The organism is Thiocapsa sp. C2-2m (assembly GCF_041903745.1).
Lineage (GTDB): Bacteria > Pseudomonadota > Gammaproteobacteria > Chromatiales > Chromatiaceae > Thiocapsa > Thiocapsa roseilacustris.
The window spans coordinates 18,966-40,143 of record NZ_JBBWVD010000035.1; the positions used below are offsets into that span (position 1 = coordinate 18,966).

At 58.9% G+C, this 21,178-nt stretch carries 17 protein-coding genes; all 17 read right to left on the reverse strand.

What is annotated here, in order from left to right:
* Window positions 1–20: 20 nt before the first annotated feature.
* On the reverse strand, window positions 21–1,106 hold the full coding sequence (locus tag AADX97_RS22635; protein WP_374236382.1) for a glycosyltransferase: 1,086 nt from the start codon (window positions 1,104–1,106) through the stop codon (window positions 21–23).
* Window positions 1,107–1,192: 86 nt separating this feature from the next.
* The gene (locus AADX97_RS22640; protein WP_374236381.1) at window positions 1,193–2,458 is read right to left on the reverse strand and encodes a glycosyltransferase; all 1,266 of its coding nucleotides are present in this window, start codon (window positions 2,456–2,458) and stop codon (window positions 1,193–1,195) included.
* Window positions 2,413–3,090, reverse strand: a complete 678-nt coding sequence (locus AADX97_RS22645) for a class I SAM-dependent methyltransferase (protein WP_374236380.1) — start codon at window positions 3,088–3,090, stop codon at window positions 2,413–2,415. The genes AADX97_RS22640 and AADX97_RS22645 overlap by 46 nt, the downstream gene beginning before the upstream one ends.
* Window positions 3,087–4,136: a glycosyltransferase family 4 protein gene (locus tag AADX97_RS22650; protein WP_374238641.1), complete on the reverse strand. Its 1,050-nt coding sequence runs from the start codon at window positions 4,134–4,136 to the stop codon at window positions 3,087–3,089. Before AADX97_RS22650 ends, AADX97_RS22645 begins: the two co-directional genes overlap by 4 nt.
* 156 nt (window positions 4,137–4,292) lie before the next feature.
* Window positions 4,293–5,594, reverse strand: coding sequence for a hypothetical protein (locus tag AADX97_RS22655; protein WP_374236378.1), 1,302 nt, complete (start codon window positions 5,592–5,594; stop codon window positions 4,293–4,295).
* Between the two features lie 12 nt (window positions 5,595–5,606).
* Window positions 5,607–6,737: a glycosyltransferase family 4 protein gene (locus tag AADX97_RS22660; RefSeq protein WP_374236377.1), complete on the reverse strand. Its 1,131-nt coding sequence runs from the start codon at window positions 6,735–6,737 to the stop codon at window positions 5,607–5,609.
* Between the two features lies 1 nt (window position 6,738).
* Entirely contained in the window at window positions 6,739–7,578 is an 840-nt protein-coding gene (locus tag AADX97_RS22665; RefSeq protein ID WP_374236376.1) for an FkbM family methyltransferase, read from the reverse strand.
* A gap of 18 nt (window positions 7,579–7,596) precedes the next feature.
* Window positions 7,597–8,961, reverse strand: a complete 1,365-nt coding sequence (locus AADX97_RS22670; RefSeq protein WP_374236375.1) for a glycosyltransferase — start codon at window positions 8,959–8,961, stop codon at window positions 7,597–7,599.
* Complete coding sequence (locus tag AADX97_RS22675; protein WP_374236374.1) at window positions 8,952–10,007, reverse strand: glycosyltransferase; 1,056 nt, start codon at window positions 10,005–10,007, stop codon at window positions 8,952–8,954. Before AADX97_RS22675 ends, AADX97_RS22670 begins: the two co-directional genes overlap by 10 nt.
* A gap of 58 nt (window positions 10,008–10,065) precedes the next feature.
* Entirely contained in the window at window positions 10,066–11,451 is a 1,386-nt protein-coding gene (locus AADX97_RS22680) for a glycosyltransferase family 4 protein (RefSeq protein WP_374236373.1), read from the reverse strand.
* Window positions 11,452–11,474: 23 nt separating this feature from the next.
* A complete protein-coding gene (locus tag AADX97_RS22685) occupies window positions 11,475–12,428 on the reverse strand; it encodes a glycosyltransferase family 2 protein (protein ID WP_374236372.1) in 954 nt (317 codons plus the stop codon).
* Window positions 12,429–12,458: 30 nt separating this feature from the next.
* Window positions 12,459–13,184, reverse strand: a complete 726-nt coding sequence (locus AADX97_RS22690) for a glycosyltransferase family 2 protein (protein WP_374236371.1) — start codon at window positions 13,182–13,184, stop codon at window positions 12,459–12,461.
* Window positions 13,185–13,385: 201 nt separating this feature from the next.
* Complete coding sequence (locus AADX97_RS22695; protein ID WP_374238855.1) at window positions 13,386–14,654, reverse strand: glycosyltransferase family 4 protein; 1,269 nt, start codon at window positions 14,652–14,654, stop codon at window positions 13,386–13,388.
* A gap of 41 nt (window positions 14,655–14,695) precedes the next feature.
* Complete coding sequence (locus tag AADX97_RS22700; protein WP_374236369.1) at window positions 14,696–15,637, reverse strand: methyltransferase domain-containing protein; 942 nt, start codon at window positions 15,635–15,637, stop codon at window positions 14,696–14,698.
* A gap of 1,749 nt (window positions 15,638–17,386) precedes the next feature.
* Window positions 17,387–19,201 (reverse strand): ABC transporter ATP-binding protein, encoded by a 1,815-nt coding sequence (locus AADX97_RS22705; protein WP_374236368.1) that lies wholly within the window; start codon window positions 19,199–19,201, stop codon window positions 17,387–17,389.
* Between the two features lie 436 nt (window positions 19,202–19,637).
* Window positions 19,638–20,576, reverse strand: coding sequence for a methyltransferase domain-containing protein (locus AADX97_RS22710; RefSeq protein WP_374236367.1), 939 nt, complete (start codon window positions 20,574–20,576; stop codon window positions 19,638–19,640).
* Window positions 20,577–20,954: 378 nt separating this feature from the next.
* Window positions 20,955–21,158, reverse strand: a complete 204-nt coding sequence (locus AADX97_RS22715; RefSeq protein ID WP_374239325.1) for a hypothetical protein — start codon at window positions 21,156–21,158, stop codon at window positions 20,955–20,957.
* Between the last annotated feature and the right edge of the window lie 20 nt (window positions 21,159–21,178).

The window sequence follows — 21,178 nt, forward strand, 5'->3', positions numbered from 1 at the left end:
CACCGCAGGTCTTTGGGGGCTCAGTCCGTAACAACCGTCGCCGGAGGTGGCCCGCCACCCAGTACCCAGCGGTACACCTCCGCCATATCGCCACCGATTCGCCCCCAAGTGAAGCGCCGTTCGACCAACCGGCGGCCCCTGGCCCCCATCGCGCTCAGGGTTTGCGGATCCAGAGCCATGACGTCCGCCAGGGTCGCCGCCATGCCATCGGGGTCCAGGGGCAAGCGGATGGCGGCTTCGTCCTGGAAACCTTCCGGCAGGTTGCAGGCGTCGGTCATCAGCACCGGCAAACCATAGGCCCAGGCCTCCAGCACGACCATCGGCAAGCCCTCGCTGAGCGATGGCAACACGAAGGCATCGACACAGCGCAGTGCTTCCGCCTTGGCACGCTCGAACAGAGGACCTACGAAGTGGACCCGCGGACCCAGTCCTCGTGCCTTGACCTGCGCCTTCAACGTCGCCTCGTAGCCACCCTCGTCCCAGCCCGCGATAACCAGATGCCAGTCATCCCGCCGACCCTGCCGTCGAGGGGTGACGGCCCAGGCATCGACCAGCCGGGCGAGATTCTTTTTGGGATGGAGCCGACCCAGATAGAAGAGCACCTGGGCGTCGGGTGGCAGGGATGACCGCCAGGCCGGCTCTCCGGTCACACCGGCATCGGGTAATGCGATGCCGTTGGGAATGACACAGATCGGGTTGCGCAAACCAAAGTCGCGCATCGCTCGTGCCTCCGCGTCACAGAGCGCATGCAAACAGGCTGCCCCCCGCAGGTGCAGGCCTTCGTACAACCCGTAAACCAATCGCTTTTTCCAGCGGGCATGGCTCACCGCCCAAGGGTCCAGCATACCGTGGGTCGATATCAGATACGGCTGACGGGTCCGCCTCGACCAGAACAGGGTCGCCAGGGAAGGGTACTGCCAAATGCCATGAACGTGCAGGATATCCAGCCCGGCCACAACGAGCTCCGGGTAGAGCCGCGGGGCAAAGCCGAAGCGGCGCGGACCCAGAATGTCGCTGACGGTCACGGGCAGCGGATTCCATGCAGGCAGGTCCTCCGCGGTGTACTCATCCCGCAGACTCAGGATCTTGATTTTAAGCCCCGGCATTTCCGCTAAAGCCAGATTCAGACACAGGACGGCCTGAAACAGACCACCGGCGTTCCGGGAGACTGAACCGACGACAGAGCCAGCAACTAGCGGTACTGCATGGTCCATAAAATCAACTCGTCAATCAAACCTGGCGCTGCCGCCGGCACGCGCCGGGCCACCTCCACGGCCCGCCCCAGATTGCGGGCAAAAGTATCCGGCGTCCATTGGTCAATGATCTTCCGACTGGCTTGCCCCATGGTTGCCGACCCAGCCTCGTCAGCGGCGATTCGACGCATCAGATCCGTCAGGCCCGCCACATCGAGCGGGTCGAAGGTCCAGCCATTCCGGCCATCCTCCACCAGCTCCGCCGCACAGCCGCAGCGCCTGGAGACGAGCACGGGCAAACCAGCTGCCATCGCTTCGTTGACCACCAGCCCCCAAGTCTCCTTAAGGCTGGGCATGACGAAGGCGCTCGCCAGCCCGTAGTACGGAGGTAACTCCGGGTACTGCCGAAAACCCGGCAGCAGCACCTGACCATGCAGGCCGAGGCGATCGATCTGCGCTTCCAGCTCGGGCCGTAACTCGCCATCTCCCAGGATCACCAATCCCCAAGCAGCTGCAGCCGCCCCTGACCGGAAGGCGTCGTAGGCCGCGATCAGGCGATGCAGGTTTTTGACCCGGTCCACCCCCCCATCAGCGCGGATGAACCGGGCCACAGTGAGAAAGTAGCGTGGGGGCAAACCCAAACGGGCGCGCAGGGCTGAAGCGTCCCGGCGCGCCGCCTCCGCGCCATCGGCAAAGTAGGCGTTGTCCACGACATCATAGCCAAGCAGGATGCTGTCACGCGGCATCCCCAACCCGGCCAGGTAGTCCGCATGGATCCGTCCAGCAACCAGCGCGGCGCTGCATTGACCCACCAGGCGCCGCTTGATCGCTTCCAACCAGGGCACGCGCGCGCGGTCATCTGAGGTGCTGTCCGAGAGCAGCACCACCGGCACACCCGGGGCCATAACCCGCGCCCGACGCAGCGCACAGGCCATGCCGGTGACCCCGTAGCCACACACCACCAGCACCTCCGGCCGCAACCGGGCCAGGGCGCCCTGAATCAGGCGAACACGCTCGGCTGGCCTAAGCCCGTTAACCGGCCCTTCGGAGAGCACCACCCGCTGATAGGGCACCACATCATCCGAAGGGAGCCAGGCATAGTCACGGGACACCCGACCGAACTCAAGCAGGGTCAGTTCATGCTGCGGGTGGGTCTCGGCGAAACGCCGATAGCGGGCCACAACATAGGGGCCGGTGACCGGAGTCGCGGCCAGGATCCTCATGGCGGTTTGGTCGACCCGCCCCAACCAGGGCTGGGCCGGCACACCACCCCGACACCCTCGGCCAATTGGGGGACAAGCCGCAGCAGGCGATTGGCCAGTCCCGCGGCCAAGCCAGCGCCGGCATTGACGAATCCAAAAGACTGCTCCACCGCGAAACCATGCCGGCTCAGCAGCGCCGACAGGGTCCGCAGGGAGTGGTGAAGCACATGATCCGGATGAATCCACTCAAGACCGGCAAGCGCGCGCAGAAAGCCCTTCAAGGAATAAGCGTTGGGGACGGTCACGATCAGCAGCGTCTCAGGTCCCAGGCGGGCGCGCAGGGCATCCAGCGCCCGGCCGGGGTTGCTCAGGTGCTCCAAAATCTCGCCGGCAACCACCAGGTCGAAAGCCTCGGCAGGGTAATCCTCCGCGATCTCGATGTCGCCGAACCGGATATCCTCAATGCCGTGGTGTTGGCGCAAGAAGTCGATCATCGCTTCGTTGTTGTCCATGCCGACCACCGAGGACGCGACCTGTCGCAACTGCTCATGCAAAAAGCGGCCCTCGCGAATGGCCGCCGCGGTCTCCGGAGCGTCGGTCGCGCCCAAGTGCAGCAGACGTCGCCCGCCGCAGATTTGTCGCAGAAAGTCGGTCCGGTCCACCAGCCGCAAGCCGCGCAAGTCCGACCGGATCATCCCGCGACCTCCTTCTGCAACGCCGCTGGTGTGAGCCCCCAAAGCGCCTGAAACTCGCGCACGCACCGGTTCCACGAGGCATAGTCCGCTTTCGCCCGGGCGTTGCGCTGCAAATCGGCGAAGACATCGGGGTTGCGCAGCAGGTGCTCCAAGGCATCGGCGATGTCGCCGCCGGTGCAGTCCTGCTCCAGCAGCACCCGGCAGTCGGTGGGCAGGCTGTCCGCAAGACCACCGGTACGGGTGATCAGCGCCGGCAGACCGCAGCGAAGATATTCGAGGGCCGCGATACCAAAGGCTTCCTGATAAGACGGCAATGCACCCAGGTGACAGTCGCGCAGCTCGGCGACCAGACGATTCGGTTCCTGCTGCTTGTTGATGAAACCGAGATGCTCGACCTCCGGATCGTTTGGGAACAGGTTCTGCGATGGACCGATGACCCGTACCTGACTCCGCAGCCCGCGTCCCCGCAGGATGCGAAGGCCCTCCACCAATCGATCCAATCCCTTGCGAAGCGGGATCTTACCAACAAAGGCAATCTTGAGCGGGATCGTCCTGCCGTCAGGCGGCTCGGTCTCCGGTGACGGCACCACCGTGGAGAACAGCTCCTCCGGCAGGTTGGCCCCAGGGATAATCGCATGAACCTTCTCTCCAGGCGTCCCGCAGCGCTCGATCACCTGCTTCACCGCCCAGGGCGACATGCAGACGACATAGCGGGCCGCGGCATATTGGTCCCGCTCGCGCGCCAGGGCATTGCGCGCCGTGCGCGCACCGATCGTCTTCGCGATCTCATAATCGTCAAACAGGTCGGGCAGCGGAAAATCAATGTAGTGAGAGAATCCAATCCCATTCTTCACCATCAGCTCCCAAGGCGGAAAATGCTGCGCATGGCTGATCACCTCTCCGACCGCATCCCAATCGATCTGCCGCGCCATCGTTTCGTTACCCAGACGGGTATACTGAAAGCCGCCATAACGTTCTCCGCGGAGCAGGGCCAGCGAATTCCACGCGAGTCGGGGCAAACGCAGCCGCTGTAAATCGACCGACAAGCCTGCGTCGAAGAAACCCGCTTGACGGCCAGCCTGAAAAAAATAGTAAGGAATGTTGCTCCAACAATTGATGTCTTGGACATCCCCGACTGCAGCCAATACGCGCTTTTTGACCACCGCTCTCCCCCAAAACCGGCACGAGCCAGACGAAAAATCTCAATTCACGCGCTTCGGTGATGGCGTCGACAATCCCAGCGGGATCCTCGCGTGTCGCAATCGTTTCCCGCCTGGTCGAGACTTCGCGAAAAAATGAATCGCAAGAATTGCTACAAAAACGAGCGGAGCACCGCGTATAAACCAATATGTCCCATGCGAAACGGAAACCAATGTGACCGGCATCAGGCCCATATAAAGCAACTGAGCGATCAAAGAGTTGCGGTAGACCGCCAAGTACCAGATATTCTTGAAGAGGTAGCCTTGGAAGAAGAAGAACAGACATCCAAAATACCAGAATTCAAGATAAGTGTCCCCCATCGCAGTCAACGTAGAGCCAACGGTGGCCTGATAGCCAACCTCTGACCAGACAGAAGTAGTCCAAGAAAACATCAACGCATCCTTCAAGTCTCGGCCCACAAGCTGTCCCGGTACATGCTGAAAGATAAAGGCATCCCAATATCCTGTCCCTAAGCCATAAATGCCAGTCACCGAGGTGCCCCACACAATCGCGGCAGCGTTTCGCAGCTCCAGGGTGGTGTCGCCATCGAGCAATTTGGAAAAGGGTGCAGCCCAATCGATGGCAGAAAAATTGCCGCTTAACAGATCAGACCAGAATTCTCCCCGCATTTCGGCGATCACCGGGATCATGTAGGCAACGCCCAGCACCCCCCCCAAGGCTAGCCATCGCGGCACAAGCCACCGTTTCTGAAAGAAAAGGGTCAATAGAATTATGATCAGGAAGGCTACTGCCCCTGCCCGTCTTCCCGCCATCAACAGCGCATAGAGCGGGTAGCCTGACACCAGCGCCATCGCGACATTCCCGGGATTCGGTCTTGCGATAGCCAGCGACAGGAAGACCGGGAAAGCGATACCGGACAGACCCGAAAAAAAGGCAAGGATGGTAAAAAGGCCAGTGCCGCTACGGACCTCTTCATCGGGAATGCTATTGATTCCGAAGATCGCTGCCCAGCTCACAAGCGAAATGACAAACCCAACGATATAGACCCGCTCGATACGCAACGGGCTGATCTCAACCCGCAGGACCCAGTGGAGCGGCCGCCGTCGGTACCCGGCCCAGGCCATGGCCATGCACAGGCACCCCATCAACAACGCCTGCGCGACACTCTCCAGCGGGACCATGCCAGGGTTATTCAGAAGTCCAATGGCCTGTGGAACCAGAAACGCGGTGAACATACCGCCCATCAGGAAAGGATACTGATAGATCCGACTTGGCGTTCTGAGCCCCCAAAGCAGTAGCGCGGCACAGGTCCCAACAAAGAGGTAAAAAGACAGGTCTTGCATCGATGATCGGGCTCAAGTGTGATGAGCGCCTGCAAGACCGCGATAGGTTGCAGTGAGTTGGACGGCGGCACGGTCCCAGTCATGTTGCTGTTCTAGGCATGCGGCAGCCGTGCTGATCCGTTCCGGCCAAGGGTTTGACCGGCGGGCCGCTCGCTGCACCTCGCTGGCCATGGCATTGAGATCGCGGTTCAGAATGACGTGCCCGGTCTCGTTGGTCAGCAGCTCGCCAGAGCCGCCGGGACAGGCGAATCCGACGACCGGGACCCCGGAGGCCATCGCCTCCGCGATCGTCAGGCCAAAGGGTTCATGCCGCGAGAGGAAGCAAAAGACATCCAGCGCCTGATAGGTGGCCGCCACATCCTCGACCAAGCCAGCGAATACAAGCCGGTGGTCGATACCCAATCGACGCCCTTGTCTCCGCATGGTCTCCTCGTCGGGCCCGCGACCGGCGACCAGGCCCACATAACGCTCGGGGAGACGCGCCAGAAGCTCGACGAAGTCCAGGCAACCCTTCATGGCATCATGCAGGCGTCCAACGAAACCGACGACGATGGCGTCCTGCTTGAGACCGAAACGTTGCCGTGCGCGCGCCCGGATCTCCTCAGTCGGCGGCCGAAACACCCCCCGGTCCACCCCGTTGTAGATCACCTGCAGACGGTCCGGGAGAAAACCAACATTGCGCATCTGCGAGGACTTGGCCTCCTCCGTAATACACACCACACGGTCTGCCTGCCTGCGCTGGATCGCGTAGAGCGCTTGGGTCTTCCACGGCTGCGGTGCCGCGGTTCCGCCGCCATGGGCATGGATGACGGTCCTCCAGGGTCGCTGCCCTGGGTACAGCAACTGCGGCCACAGCAGATCATCATGGAAATGCACGATATCCGGCCGTTGCCGGTCCAGATAAGACCGAAGCCGACCAAACTGATGAATCCGGCGTGAATTGTTGATCTGCAGATAGTCGCAGCGCATCGGCAGCATTGAGCCACACATCCCTTCAGAGCCATACAGAAAGAGCATGCGGGCATCGATGCCCTGTCCAGGTAGGCGACGTACCAACTCGAACGCCACCCGCAAGGCACCGCCCGTCGCGGCATCATCGCGCTGGTTGACATGAATGACCCGCGGAAGTCGAACTTGACTCATCTTAGGCGAAGTGTCTTGCCAGGACGTAGTGACCGTAGTCGTTGATTCGGTTGACTCTCCTTCCATCCATTCCGAAAACCAAGAGGCCACAGGATTCAACCAACTCGATCAACCGCAGATCGTAATCCGGTTCTTCCCACATGAACGTGTGCATTTCGCAGATAATCTTAATGCTGTCCCGATAACGGCTCAGCGTCTCGACAGCACCGCGCAGAACCTCGAGCTCGAAACCCTCGACATCGATCTTGACAACCATCGGTTCCAAACCTGTGCGCGCGCAGAATCCATCCAGGGTATCGACGTTGACTTGGGTCCCTTCTCTCAGAAGGTCGGGCTGCAGTGACGCGGAAACCGACGCCCCGTACAACGTCATCGTGCCTGCCTCGGCGGCCAGCGCACAATTCACCACCTCGACATTTTTGCATCCGTTGCGGGCGAGGTTCTCTGCCAGCACCTGGCGGTTTCCGGGATGCGGCTCGAAGGCAACGATCCGCGTTGAGTCAGTATCCAGCCAACGGCTGACAACCAGAGCGAACTGCCCATGATTCGCCCCGACGTCGAAGAAACAGATATCCCGGTTCGCTTCGATCCAGCGGTGGATCAGGTCCAGGCAGGGCACGTCCCATTTAAGGGTCACGTTGAAATTCGCCTCCATGGTCTGCCTGGATGCATAACTTACCCTTGCCACCACCCCTGGATAGAGGGTTCGCGATAGACCGCGATTGAACGTGGCGACCCGAAGGCCAAATGGATACAAACGTCGCAGATGCCCCCAAAGCGGAAAATCGCGAAGCTTCGTATGATCACGCAGCCGGGCTGCAAGCGTTTCAAGTGGATTCATACGTTGTTGTGCAGCCTCTCAAGCCGTGGATCGGTTCGCAGGATTGGGACCGAACATGAGGTCACGGCAAGCCTTCCCCCAATCGGCCAGGGTACAAATAGGTTGCGCATAACTCATTAGTGCAGCTAATGCCGCGCGATCGGCACACAGCCTATCGATACAGAGTGCCAGCGATCGTCCGTCACGATACCGGTAAGGCATTACGCCTCTGCCCATCGCAAACGGACCCACAAAATCGGCGAGACCGCCGAGGTGGGGCTCGATCACGGCGGTTCCGTGCGCGAGGGCCTCCAGCGCCGTAAGAGCAACGATACCTGGCCATTGCGCCGGCAGGATCAACACATGGAACCGACTGTGAAACGCCGCCACCTGGCCCTGGATCGTCTCCCCGGAGAAGACCACATTCGGGAGTCCGCGCCATTGCGGATGCTGCTCGAGCCAGGCGTCGATACCTGGACTGAGCACCGTGAGCCGCCGGTCGGCATAACCAGTACAGTGCTCCGCCCAAACCGCCAACAGGAGATCCAGTCCCCACTCGGAAGTCGGTCGGGAGAGATAAACGAACTCGACGGTTGTGTCATCGGCACATACCTTTTTCCCATGGCATTCCGGCTCCGGCACACCATAGCACGCGATCGTTTCCGCCGCGTTCTGTAGACCAGCGGCATGGACCTGGGCTTGCATCGTGCGGCTTTGATAGATGACCCCAGCCGCAGCGCTGAAGTACCGCTCGAGGTCCACCCGTCGCGTCTCTCGTACCCCTGCGCCAGCGACATGATGCCGCCCGCTGGCCGGAAACAAGGCGGGGAGCAGGCGCCCAAGCGCCAGAGTAACCGGGTAAGGCAGCGCACGCAGCGCACGGAAAACCTGGCGCTTGGCAGACGGCAGCCGTGCAACGGCGCAACTCAGACAATGCGCCTCCGAGATCGAACCCTCGCAAAAGACGCCGCTGGTGTGCAGCCTGCTGAACACCGGGCAGAGAAAACTGTAGTCCAGCAGCATCAGGTAATAGGGCACACCCAGCGCCGCCGCGAGCTCCATCGCCCAGAGCCCGGGGGTCACGGCGTTGAAAACGATCACCGCATCGACCGGACGCAGGACCTGCATGGCTCGGGCTTGGCCGACCAGGGCGGCGAAGGATTGCGGGGCATGACGTGCCAGACTGAAGGCCATTTGCGGCGGCAGGCCGCGAATCTCCCAATCATGCCGTCCCGACTCGCCTGTGAGCGGGGTGATGCCGATGGGCGACGGGGTATCCCGGCACAACCAGAGAGCCACGTCCAGACCATTGGCCTCCAGTGCGGCGATCAGATAGCGAATGATGACCGCCCCACCGCCGGCACGCAGGCCGGTGTCGTAAGGCGTGACCAGGGCTACCCGCACCGCTGGACCCGCTCGATCAATTGCTCCAGGGTGTATTCGGATGGGGCGGGTCGGGTCAAGCCCAATCCCGCGTTACGTCCCAACTCCCAGATGCGAACCAACAACCACGCGAGACCGGCACCCAGAGCGGACTCGCGGGTTAGTCTCAGCAGCAGCCTCGACGGGGCGCTCGCGGCGGAAATCAGTGAGCCATCGAGCTCCTGAACAAGAGCCTGCGTTTGAGTCGCCAGCGCCCGGGCATGGTCAAGGCGACCCTGTCGCAAGGCGGCGGTGACGCTCCTCGACAAGACGGGGAACAGCGCACGCATGGCCGACGGGCGAAGGTGCGCCGGGATCTCGAACGTCTGCGCGATCTTCCGAAGCAAGGTCAGGTACTCCCAATCCGCCACGTCCTCCGTATTCAACCGCTTGTGAAGATTGCCTTGATGAACTCGGAAGGTGGCAATGGGGGCATCGATGGCGTAGGCCGCTCCAAGTTGTAATCCCAGGCGGATCCAAAAATCGACATCCGTCACATGGCGGGTCGTCTCGTCGTAGCCGCCGATCTGCAATGCCAAGTCACGACGGGTGGTCGAGCCGCTGTCCCACTCATAGAAACTGCCGCAACTTCGCAGAAAATACTCCTTTGCACTGAGCAAGCCGAACTGTTCGCCTGGACCCGGAAAAGCACGGGCTCCGTCATAATGCCAGACCTGGCCAAAGACGTGATCGACCTGCGGGTGGTCGGACAAAACCTGACGGGTCAATCGGACCGCATCGGGGAACAACTCATCATCCTGATGCAGGAACATGACGAAATCGCCGGTCGCCTGCTGCAGACAGCGATTCCAGTTCTTCGCGATCCCGACATTGACATCGTTCCGCAGATACCGAAACGAGGAGCTTAGATAATCTTTGACGATGGTAGAGCTGGAATCCTGCGAATGGTCGTCGATTACCAGAATTTCATCGGGTGGATCGGCTTGAGCGAGCGCACTCGCAATCGCCCGTTCCAGAAAGCGCTCGCCGTTATAGACCGGCATGGTGATCGTAATCGTCGGCCTCATGGGAGAAACACCATCTGCACAGCGCTTGCATTCATTTTCATCGGCCCGTTCCCTGCATTCAGTCCGAAACCTGGCTGGCCGTCGCCGGCAACTTGCTCAGCGCCTCGGCCAGCCGTTCACTATACCTGATCCAGGTAAACTCGCTTGCGCGCGCGCGCGCTGCCGCCCCCATGCGTTCGCGTAGATCGCGGTTGTCCACGATCTGCCGCACCCGCATCGCAAGGGCATCCGGGTCGGAAGCTGGGACAATGAACCCCTCGATGCCATCCCGCACCACTGACCCTGCCTCGGCCGTGGTCACCACCGGAATGCCGGCTGCCAGAGCCTCGTAGGTCACCTCGGCCGAACCTTCGGCAAGGCTTGGGAGTACGAAGACATCGGCGCCTTCGTACTCCCGCACCACATCCAGCCGCGGAATCCGGCCCAGAAAGGTCAACGGCCGGGTCAGCGGATGCTCACGCACAGCCTCATCCACTCCGCCAGCGATACGGTAATGGAACGGGTCTTGACCCAGAATCTGCGCCGCCTGCCCCAGCGTGTGGATGCCCTTGCGCAGACCGGCGGTACCGACAAACAGGAGGCGTCCCGGCACCCCCTGGTTGCGGACCTCGAACCAACGATCGTCAGCGGCGTAGGGTACGAGCAGACAGCGCTCTGACTCCACCCCGAAGTTTTGCACCAGGTCATCTTTTACGGCCTCGGATGGGACGACTAGCCAGTCGCTCAACGCGATGACCCGACGCAGCCACTCGAATGCTTCGGCCAGGAGGTCGGCCGGAGGATCGGTCTCGAAGCCGGGATAGCGTCGGCGTTCCCGCGCCACGATCAACTCCGCGGTCAGAATCACGTAGATCTCGGTGACAGTCACCAAACGACGCGACCGGGCAGCCTCAAGCAGGGGTGTGACATCGCCGAGCAGAGTATAAAGATGAGTGGCCTTACCAAAGCCAGCTCGCGCCATAGCCCGCCCCAGGCGGCCCCCAAAGCTTGAGAGCGCCCGCGCCTGCCGGTGGGGATCGGCCCCCGCTAGCCGTTTATCCAGCTCATAACGCACGGCGGGCCAGCCGAACGACCGCGTCGTGCCCACGACCGATGGTGGAACCCGGCGTCCGCGCAGCCGGTGGATTGCTTGCGTTTTCAACGCGCCGCCAAGGCTACAGATCGCCCGACCGGGATTCAGGTCTGCACACAGATCAGTGTAAAGCCCATCAAGCATCCCCGCCCGTTCAAGACCGGCGGCAACAGCATAACGTCGGCGCGGCCCGACCTGAGCTACGAGGAAACGATTCATAACGATACCGATGCTGACACGGTCTCTAAGGATGGTAACGCTTGCCCAGCGCTTGCTGTTCCCGCTTGCTCTAAAACGTGTTTGCCCGTGAAACATATAAAAGGGCATAATAAATACGACTAATTGATCTACACCTGCTTCGAGGTATTCCAAAAGGATTGCTACGCAAAACGAACTCATTTGACCTGAAAAAATAGACGAAGGCGATTCAAGTTACGTTGATGATAATTACGAAGCACGAGCAAACCTCTTACCAAGAAAAAACCGCCCCGCCAACGAAGTAACGTCACGATCACTCTGGTACGGACAGACATTCCTGCACCCAAAAAGATCAGCTTGTAGTATCTTTCAAGACTGCGCTTGTCGTTATTTCTAATTGCGTTTTCCGAGTACTTAAATACGATTTTATTATAGATTCTGGCCATCGGAAGCTTAATATCTTCTGGCACTGAACCGGCGCAAAGAAGCCTTCTTAGCGTAACAAGATCCAGCTCTTGAGCATCGGTTGAACTATGATGGGTGTTGCAAGCGTGAACTCGATATCTCGAAACGAGCTTCGGCATCAGAACGCAGCGATACCTGTTGGCCCAGCGGACGAAAAATTCAACATCCAATATGATCCGCAAATCCGTGCGAAATGGATCACGCAAGACGACATCGCGTCTTGCGGCCATGCCGCTCAAATTTGGCAAATAACCCATCATAACAGCCTTCCGAAAATCCCGCATAGCCGTTTCGATCGTTCTCCGGGAAACCAAAATCTCGTCACTTGTCCCGGAAAAGACTGCGGTGAGGCCAACGACCAAATCATATTGCCCACCGACCAAATAATCATAGAGCAATTCTATCGCATTAGGTTGAAGAAGATCATCCGCATGCAGCATCATGACCCATTCAGAACATGAAAGCTCGTATATCTTATTCCAAGAATCGCCGATCATACGGGGATCTTTGTCATAGAAAACTTTGACTTCAGGAAAAAGATCCTGGATTTCAGTGGTCGGATCAAAACTTCCATGGGCATAGACCAAAATTTCGTCGGGCGCGACAGTCTGGGTTGATGCACTTGCAATGGCCTCCAGGACATAATGGTCAGGAGTCCTACAAGGTATGCCAACGCTGATCTTCATCTATTCACACCGCTCGGCGATTTCGGATTGCTAAACTAAAAGGGTCTTGATTCGGTATCTTAACGTAGCCTTCCAATAGGATAAACGGCTGATATAACCGTGCCGGAATCTGATCCGTAACAGCTCTTCCTGCCATCTTGCGCGATAAACAGAACTGCTACCACCTATGACGAAATTCAATACAATTTCATCCAGAGCACGAAAAGTCATGCCGGATTTTTTCATCCGTAACATATGGTCGTAGTCGGCAGTCAAACTATAATTCAAGTCATAGAAACCACACTTCTCATAGGCATGCCTCGATATGAATGCACTTTCATGATTCGGGGCTTGCTCTACAATGAAGCGATGACCACCTCTGGCCAAAAACATTTCATCGCCATCCGCACTCAAATAGCGCGTGATACCGTAAACGACGTCTGCAACCGGCTGCTGTTCCAGACTGGCATTGACGCACCCGAACGCGCCTGGTTCATAGAAATCGTCGCTATTCAAGATGCCGATATAATCCCCTCGCGCCATCTCCAAACCTTTATTCATTGCATCATAAATACCTTTGTCGGGGGCAGACCACCAGTGCAAGCGTCCGTCGAAAGCGGAGCTATACTCTTTGATGATGTCCAGCGTGTGATCGGTGGATGCCCCGTCGACGATCAGATATTCATAATCCATAAAAGACTGCGACAAGACGGATTCAATGGTTCGACGAATCGTCTTTTCGCTGTTCCGGCAAACCGTGATGATGGTAAATTTCATATCTTGAAAGCAATCAACCTTGAATCACCGATTTCGAGTCTTTCAGAACAGCAAAGGATTGAAAGGGTGCCGAGAGACAACACCTTGCAGTTTACGGCGTCAAAGCCGCTGCATTTGGGACCAGCGCCTGGATAGCTCGCGTCAAATCGCAACCACTTACGCATGACAGCACCACGACGGAGAGCCTTGGGGCCCAGGCCATCACGATGAAATAGGTCGGCTGCCGGCAAGCAACTCCGCGTACAGCGCGACATACTGTTTGGCCACGACCGCTTCGCTGAAGCGCGTTTCCGCGGTCTCCCGCGCCGCGGTGCCGAGGTGCCCGCAGCGGGCCTCATCCCCCAGCACCCAGGCGATACCGTTGGCAAGGGAATCGATGTCGAAAGGCGGTGCCAACCACCCGTTCCGGCGGTGGTCGATCATATCGGGTAGACCGCCGATGTCGAACCCGACGACCGGGGTACCGCAGGCCAGGGACTCGATCACCGTGTTGGGTAGATTGTCCTGACGCGAGGGCACGACGAAGACATCGGCCGCGCTGTAGGCCAGCACCAGGCTGAGGTCGTCCTGCAGGCGCCCGAGGAATCGCGTCGGCAGCGGCAGCGCGGGTTGATCGGCCGGGGCCGACTGGCCGAAGACCAGCAGGGCGTCCGGTGCGTTCGGACCGTCAGCCAGACGTGCGAGCGCGGCAAGGGCAAGATCGCCGCCTTTGCGCGGATCGCTCAGACCGCCGGGGGCGCCGACCAAGACGAGGCGGGCGTCCGGATCCAAACCAAGGGCGCCCCTTGCGACCGGTTTGGGGATGGGCCGCCAGACAGCTTGGTCGATCGGATACGGGATCACGTCAACCGGCCAGTCCCGGAACAGGGCGCTCTCGCGCGCCAAGGATGCGAGCCAACGGCTCGGGCAGACAATCTGCATCGGCCGCGCCCAGTGTTTACGCTTGCGGTTCCAGGTCGCGCGATTCAGATCCTTGCCGCGCTCGCCCAGGGGGCAGTTGTCCGCACGATAGCCGACGCGGAAACGGGTGTCTGCCGGCTCATCGGCATAATGCTCTGCCCCGCAGAAGGCCCACATGTCGTGCAGGGTCCAGACCACCGGCTTGTTCAGCCGACCCACCTCCTCGACGGAAAGCGTGCCGGTCCCCAGCCAATGGAGGTTCAGCAGGTCCGCGTTGCCCGCGTTCAATTCACGGCCCAAGCCGGTGTCCGGCCAAGCGGGCGAATGAAGAATGGGATTCGCAGTCGTGAAGCCCCGCATGGGCAGCCCTGCCAGACGCGCACGTACCCGTCTCGCGATCGGCCCGATCCCCGCTGGCGGCCCGCCCTGCACGCGATCGTCACTGGCGGTTTGGTGGATGACCCGCATCCGCGAGTCGACCCCGGCTCCGATCAGACTGCGGTGGATGCGATGCGCCGCACGGGCGGCGCCGCCGAGGAGGTCAGAATGGTTGACGTGGAGGATGTGCATTGAGGGACAACGCTCAAGCTCGGATTGGCTGTTCAATGGACTCAACATGGCTTGCTTGCCTCGACATACATGGATTCAGCACCCTTACGAGCCCGCCCATCGTCGTCGACATCAAGCGGAAAGAACGGGAAGCCATCAATACGCCCGGTGTCGCATGTGCAACGCTCGATGTGTTCGAACCCAGCCGCACGCAACGCCTCTGTGAGCTGGTGTCGATCCCAAAGCCAATGATGCCGCTCCCCGACACTGGCCAAACTGACGTTTTGCTCTCGAAATGCCGCGGGCAGACGCTGCAGCAACCAGGCAAACCAGGCATTCTGCGCTCGCTTGCGGACACGACTCGGCAGTGTTGTGATCCGCTCCAGGAACGGCCTCGATCGAGTCGGACGGGGAGCAGTCACTGCCTGGCCCCTGTCTGCGGCCTGCCCCGTCGAGACTGGCCGGAGATTCTCACCGTTGCGCCAGTTCAGGTAGTCCATCATGGTTGCATAGCGACCGGGATCCCCGCTGTAGGTCCGATAAAGCGCGCCCAGCTCACCTCCACCGGTCAGACGCACACACTGATCGATCATCTCGACGACAACAAGGTCCGCTTTCTCATGATCGCCGGCATCACGTCGCGCCAGATATTCACGGCACATCTCTTCCAGGTCAGGCATGACTAAACGCAGCACGCCTCCGGGACGCAACACCCGGAAACACTCCGCAAGCAGACCCGGCACCCGTGAGCGAGGCACATGCTCAAGGAAGTGCGAAGAATAGATGACCGCGACCGAGTCATTCGCGAAGGGCAATGGCGCAAGGAGATCCGCGCTCTGAACCATAACACTTGACGGCGCGTAGTCGAGATTGATCCAGGGATCACCTTCGACAAAGGTCGACCCGCACGCGAGATTGACGTACGGCTGGGCTAGGTGATGATGAATCGACTGCCTCCGCTCGACGGCTGCCACGGAGCGGTACGGATTCTCTTGGACAGTCATGATTACAGTAACACCTGCAGATCCACGCGGATTCGGCCCATCTCAACATTCTCCGAAACTAAAGATCTGCGAGATCTTACAATTTCTAAAACGAAAGTTACTAAAGCACGATTATATAACCGATTAAGGGTTACTCGTAATCGCCCAGCATCAGAAGTATTTTATTAATAAAAAAGGATTCTATAAACTTTAGCATCGACAATTGGAAATCAAGCGTCATTATTCGAGCGATTGATCCGCAGACCCCAACATCGGAAATGTGCGCCAATTTGCGCTCGAATGTATTTCCAGGTCATCTTGATCAGAGATCTGGCCATCCGTCCGTCCTTAAAATAAAGCCTCAGGAAAAGGCCCCTCAATTGCCTAGGAGACTGTCGGTTCCTTCCCCCAAGCATTTCGACCGCGACGGCTTTCTGGCGGGCTACATCATCGAGCGTCTCGTAAACTGAAAAAACTTCTTCCAGAAAATTCACCTCTGGTTTACTCGTATCGCGCGCAAGGATAACCCGATCAGCGACAATTGAAGTCTCCAAACTACGGTCCAATATAATCTTCAACCCGTTCGCAGCACCGTAGAATATGTGAGATCCTACGACTGGTGTGTGGAGATATTCTGCTCCGTCCATGATTCTAAACAATCGATCAAAGAAAAGCTCGTCGAAAATATGACCGGCTGTTACAACCGGAAATCCAGACGTTAGATATGCGTTGTGCCGTCCCAACTGTATATCTCGCCAATACATACAAATTCGAATCGGTTGCATGCAGCTCGGCAGAGCTCGCAGCTTTTCCAAGTAAAGTTTTTCATCAGATAGCCGCGACTCCACATGATGCGATGAGTGTGGCGGGAAAGCGACCGTACCATTCCTTAGCCGAAAGCCAGATTCCTCATTAGGCAACAAGTACATCCAAGGAGAACAGCCGGCAATCACTTCTTTGTTGCTATTCGTTTCATAAATCGCTGTCCTGTATGTTGGGAAACAGTATACAGTAGGGCAACTCCGTTCCAATCTCAGGATCCCGAATAAAGCTAGGGCTTAAATATGGTCCGCGGGGAACAACGAATGGAAGAGGAAACGGCCATTTAGCAAAACGCTTTAGAATCCTCGCCGATCCATACCATGAATTGGGAGGAAATACTTCACCCAGAGGCTCGCTTCGATCTTTGGCTAGATCATCAAGGGTGTCCTCGGAATATTCGCTCGACGCAATATCGCGACTCATAATCTAAATTAACTCTCCCTGCGTCGATGCTGTGCATCGGGTGAGGGTGTAACGGGTTCTTTTGATAGCCCCCGATTGGAGGCCCCATAGCCTTCCGCAGCCTATAGCGGAGGGTTTTCGTTTCGGCCTGACGATTATCGGCATGGAAAATAGCCGACGATTGATCGCGTGCAGATAACCACACACCCGTATTGAAAGATCTGAAGTATCAGGATTCTGAGAATCCCCTGCCGCCTGGCTCTTGGAGTGGAAGTGAGAGGAATTTCTATGGGGTTTGCTGCAATCTACGCAAACCCGCTCAAAATGCTACTACATCTGTCGGCACGCCACGGAGAAAGGTTCAAACTTCAGCGAGATATGTCATAAGCAATTTTTTAGCCTTGATCATAAGTCCGACGAATAGCGCGGCAGCGCTCGCGCAAGAACGTCGAGGCCCTTTCCCTACACCAACGTCCGATGCGATTGTATGTACAACACATTCCTTCATCAGAATACCTCCCATACCAACGTGCCTTAAAAGTGATTCTAAAGCGCCTGCATGGCCACCATCTTCCCGAACCGTGACGCCTCGGCATCGCGCAGCGCCTGATAGGGGCCCTGCTCGATAAGCCGACCGCGATCGAAGACAAAGACATGATCGACATTGCGAATGGTCGACAAGCGATGGGCAATGATCACCACGGTGATCCGGCCCTTCAGCGCATCAATGCTCTTCTGTATGGCCTGCTCGGACTCGGAGTCAAGCGCACTGGTGGCCTCGTCGAGGATCAGAAGACTCGGCTGTTTGAACAACTCGCGGGCGATGAAAAGACGTTGGCGCTGCCCGCCGGACAGGCGCACGCCGCGATCGCCGACCAGGGTCTGATAGGCATCGGGTAGCGATTCGATGAAGGTATCGATATGGGCCTGTCGCGCCGTCTCGCGCACCCGGGCGAGCAAGTCTGGATCCCGTGTGATATCGCCGTCCCACAGACAGATGTTGTTGGCGATGGTGTCGTCGAAGACCACGGTCTCTTGGGAGACGTAGCCGATCTGGCGGCGCCAGGAGTCGAGACGGATCGCCTCGCCCGGCACACCGTCGATCCACAGCTGTCCGCGAGTGGGCTTAAGCATGAGGGTGAAGATGTCGACCAGCGTCGATTTACCCGCCCCGGACTCTCCGACCAAGGCGACGGAGGTGCGCGCCGGAATGTCGAGCGAGACGTCATTGATGACATCGCCGAGTGCGGCGCTGTAAGCAAAATGCACCTTGCTGAGTCTGATGCCCTGTTTCAGAGGCTCAAGCTCCCGTTCGCCGCTGTGCTCGCGATGCCGCGCCAAGGCGCTGAACTCGTCTCGCACCATCTCCACGGCGCCGACGTTCGCTAGCATCCCCTGCCAACTGCCTTGAACCGCGAGTATCGACGCCAAGCCGCGGTGAAACAGGATGATGGACACCATGATGGGCGCCAGCGGCTGATTCAGCACGATGAGCTGGACGATGACGATGAGGATAATGAAGATCACCGAGATCGGCTCGCGGATGGCGCTGGTGAAACTGTAAGCGATGCCGTTACGTGCCTGATAGCCGGTGAGCCGGTGAATCGCCGCCATAACACCGCTGCGCAGACGGGCGGTCTGTGCGGTCGCCGTGAGATACTTGAATGCCTGCAAGCTCTGGATCAGTAGCTTCGAGAGATGCCCCTGCTCCGCCGAGGTTTTCCGCGAGAGGGTACGGAGATACAGATTGAGGGAGCGAAACAACAGCAGCAGGATCACACCGAGAACCAACGCCATCACGCCGAAGCGCCAGGCCACGACGAAAGCCAGGCCCAGATAGATCACCGTTGTAATCAGGGTCCCCCCCAGTCCGACCAAGGCATTGAAAGCGTTATAGAAGAGGTTTGCCTGGGTGTTGATGATATTGACGAAGTATCCTGTATCACGGCTGGTGTAATAGAGATAGCTCATACGCGCGTAGTCGTCGAAGAGCCGGCCCTTGATTTCGCGCATCAACTGGGCTTCCAGATAGGCACGGTAAGCGCCAGAAGCAAACAGCAAGACCCCTTTGATCAGAAAGGCAACGCCGATGAAGCCGAGGACCGCCACGGTGGAATTACCGAACCCGAGCGCCTCGAGCATCTCGACAAGCACCTTGGCCACTCCCGACGGCGCCTCGGCGCCAGGGCCGTCCATGCTTTGAAGCAAAGGCAGCAGCATTAGGATCCCGAAGCCCTCCGCCAAGGCAGCACCGAGCCCGAGCGCAAGGATGAGATACATCCGCCGACCGAGATAGGTCTGGAACACCCGCAGATAATGCGGGATGTCTCGAAGGGGATCGCGCTTGACGTCGGAAGACATGCGGCTGGGTGAGTCCTGCGGGTGAGGAGTGATCGAGCAAGGGCTTTCCGCGCGTGGGTCAGTGCGGCCCGCCGCGGCATGCTACCGCCCGACCCTGTCGCGTTGCGGGTCAGGCGAGGCAGTGATTCGATCTATGTCATGGGCGTTCAAAAAGCGAACACCGGGCGCGAGAGGTTACCGTGCGGGGTGAGTGGTTACAAGGGAGTTCGGTGAGTGTGGTACGGCCAAGGACGTCGCCGTTCCCAGCAGTTACGGTCCGCACAGCAGACCCTGCGGTCGGAATGCGGGGCAAAGAACCACGCTTCGCACGGAACCCTGTAGGGCCCGCTGTGCGGACCGGCGGCGACTTTTCAGCCCAACGGCGTCCTTTACCCGCGCAGATCCGACAACTTCGACAACCGATGCTCAACACGCCGATCTCCAACACTCAGCTCTATCAGTCCCTGCCAATGCTGGACGCAACGATCGCATGCTCGGGCCGAAGCATGGGAATACCACGCAGAACGGGATAGGCGATACCCACGTCAGGAGCGAAAAACAGATCGGCGTCGCGTATCAGCGGGGCGCCCGTTACTGGACATTTCCAAAGATCGACCGTGTCGGCGCGCTCCACGGCGTCGCCTTTATGAAGCAACAGCACGCCGCTTGGGTTCAATGGATTCGCGCACTGCTTCAGTAGTCTTTCGGCGATAACTGTCGCTCCGAGCGTGATCGCCGCTTCTCGTAGTCCACGGACATAGCCGTGGCTATCCATCCGAGCTTGGGCTTCCGGACTTGCCAACTCATACAGGGGTTCAACCAATACGACCGCTGTTCGGGCCACACGCAAACACTCAGCGATCGCCTCGCACTCGCGTCCGCGGTTCGGTTCAAGCGAATGCGAGCTGTAAACGACGTCGATGCTGTCGTCGGCCAGCGGAATATGAAAGAGATCGGCGACGAACAGGTCTGCGTCTTGTCGGGCTTCCGCGAGCCAACGACGTCCCTCGGCGATCCGAGACCAACTTACGTCGAAACCATACGCAGCCGATAGCCTTGATCCAAGCCCAGTGATAACACCCGCCAAGGTGGTCGCTTCACCGACGCCGACTTCCAGTACAGAGCCTCCGTCAGGCAGCACTAGAGCAATCAACGCGCCGATTTGCTCACACCATTGGGCCTTGGCTTTCGGATGAGCGCGCGCGGCTGCCGTATAGGAACCTGCCTGCAGATCGTAAGCGATCAAAGTTGCGGCCAATAGGTTCCCCGCGTAAAGCGCTGACGAAGCTTCATCCGAGAACTGCGCGCGTGCGAAGGCCATTGCGTTATCACCACGCTGAAAGGCATCACGCATTCCGGTAATCAGGTTTCGAAGATGCTCTGATTCACGAGACATCGACGCCTCCTTTTGGCTTGATCGTTGAAAAAGGGATCGGCTGGAAGCGCCGCGATGGCAGCTTCGCCTCTGTCGAAACGTATTGAAGAAGAAACTGTATCTGCAAGCGGTCGCAGGTCCCAAAGCGGAATCTAGGGGTGCGACCAAATCAATGCCGTCGCGAGCCCGGCAGAGGAGATGCGTGAGAACGCGCTCATAACAACCGTGAGGCGCCCAGGAGAAGAGCGGGCCAAGCAGGTTCTCGAACGCCCCACAGATTCGAGGTGGTCACCGGAACAAGTCGCAGGTAAGGGCGGACGGCAGATCTGTGCCGCTCACTGCAGTGGCGTAGCAGATAATGACGAACACAGCAGATCGACGTTCACTCGCGATCTCGTCTCAGGCGAGCAGCCCAACCTCCAACATCTCGGGACCCCCCATCGGGGTTTCGGCAATCACTGCCGGTCTGACCTGATTCCCGAGCAGGGTGTCGAAATATTTCGGCTCCAGAACGTGGCCGGGTCGAATGCGCCGAAGGTTCTGCGGGGTCAGTAGGTCGCCGGGCGCCAGATCCTCGGCGATGTGCAGCGAGCGGCGGCGCAACTGTGCCTTATCTTCGAGGT

Excerpts from the sequence above, each read along its gene's own strand:
- AADX97_RS22635 (WP_374236382.1), bottom strand. The coding sequence starts at position 1,106 with ATGCCGGGGCTTAAAATCAAGATCCTGAGTCTGCGGGATGAGTACACC.
- AADX97_RS22645 (WP_374236380.1), bottom strand. The coding sequence starts at position 3,090 with ATGATCCGGTCGGACTTGCGCGGCTTGCGGCTGGTGGACCGGACCGAC.
- AADX97_RS22655 (WP_374236378.1), bottom strand. The coding sequence starts at position 5,594 with ATGCAAGACCTGTCTTTTTACCTCTTTGTTGGGACCTGTGCCGCGCTA.
- AADX97_RS22660 (WP_374236377.1), bottom strand. The coding sequence starts at position 6,737 with ATGAGTCAAGTTCGACTTCCGCGGGTCATTCATGTCAACCAGCGCGAT.
- AADX97_RS22665 (WP_374236376.1), bottom strand. The coding sequence starts at position 7,578 with ATGAATCCACTTGAAACGCTTGCAGCCCGGCTGCGTGATCATACGAAG.
- AADX97_RS22675 (WP_374236374.1), bottom strand. The coding sequence starts at position 10,007 with ATGAGGCCGACGATTACGATCACCATGCCGGTCTATAACGGCGAGCGC.
- AADX97_RS22685 (WP_374236372.1), bottom strand. The coding sequence starts at position 12,428 with ATGAAGATCAGCGTTGGCATACCTTGTAGGACTCCTGACCATTATGTC.
- AADX97_RS22690 (WP_374236371.1), bottom strand. The coding sequence starts at position 13,184 with ATGAAATTTACCATCATCACGGTTTGCCGGAACAGCGAAAAGACGATT.
- AADX97_RS22695 (WP_374238855.1), bottom strand. The coding sequence starts at position 14,654 with ATGCACATCCTCCACGTCAACCATTCTGACCTCCTCGGCGGCGCCGCC.
- AADX97_RS22700 (WP_374236369.1), bottom strand. The coding sequence starts at position 15,637 with ATGACTGTCCAAGAGAATCCGTACCGCTCCGTGGCAGCCGTCGAGCGG.
- AADX97_RS22705 (WP_374236368.1), bottom strand. The coding sequence starts at position 19,201 with ATGTCTTCCGACGTCAAGCGCGATCCCCTTCGAGACATCCCGCATTAT.
- AADX97_RS22710 (WP_374236367.1), bottom strand. The coding sequence starts at position 20,576 with ATGTCTCGTGAATCAGAGCATCTTCGAAACCTGATTACCGGAATGCGT.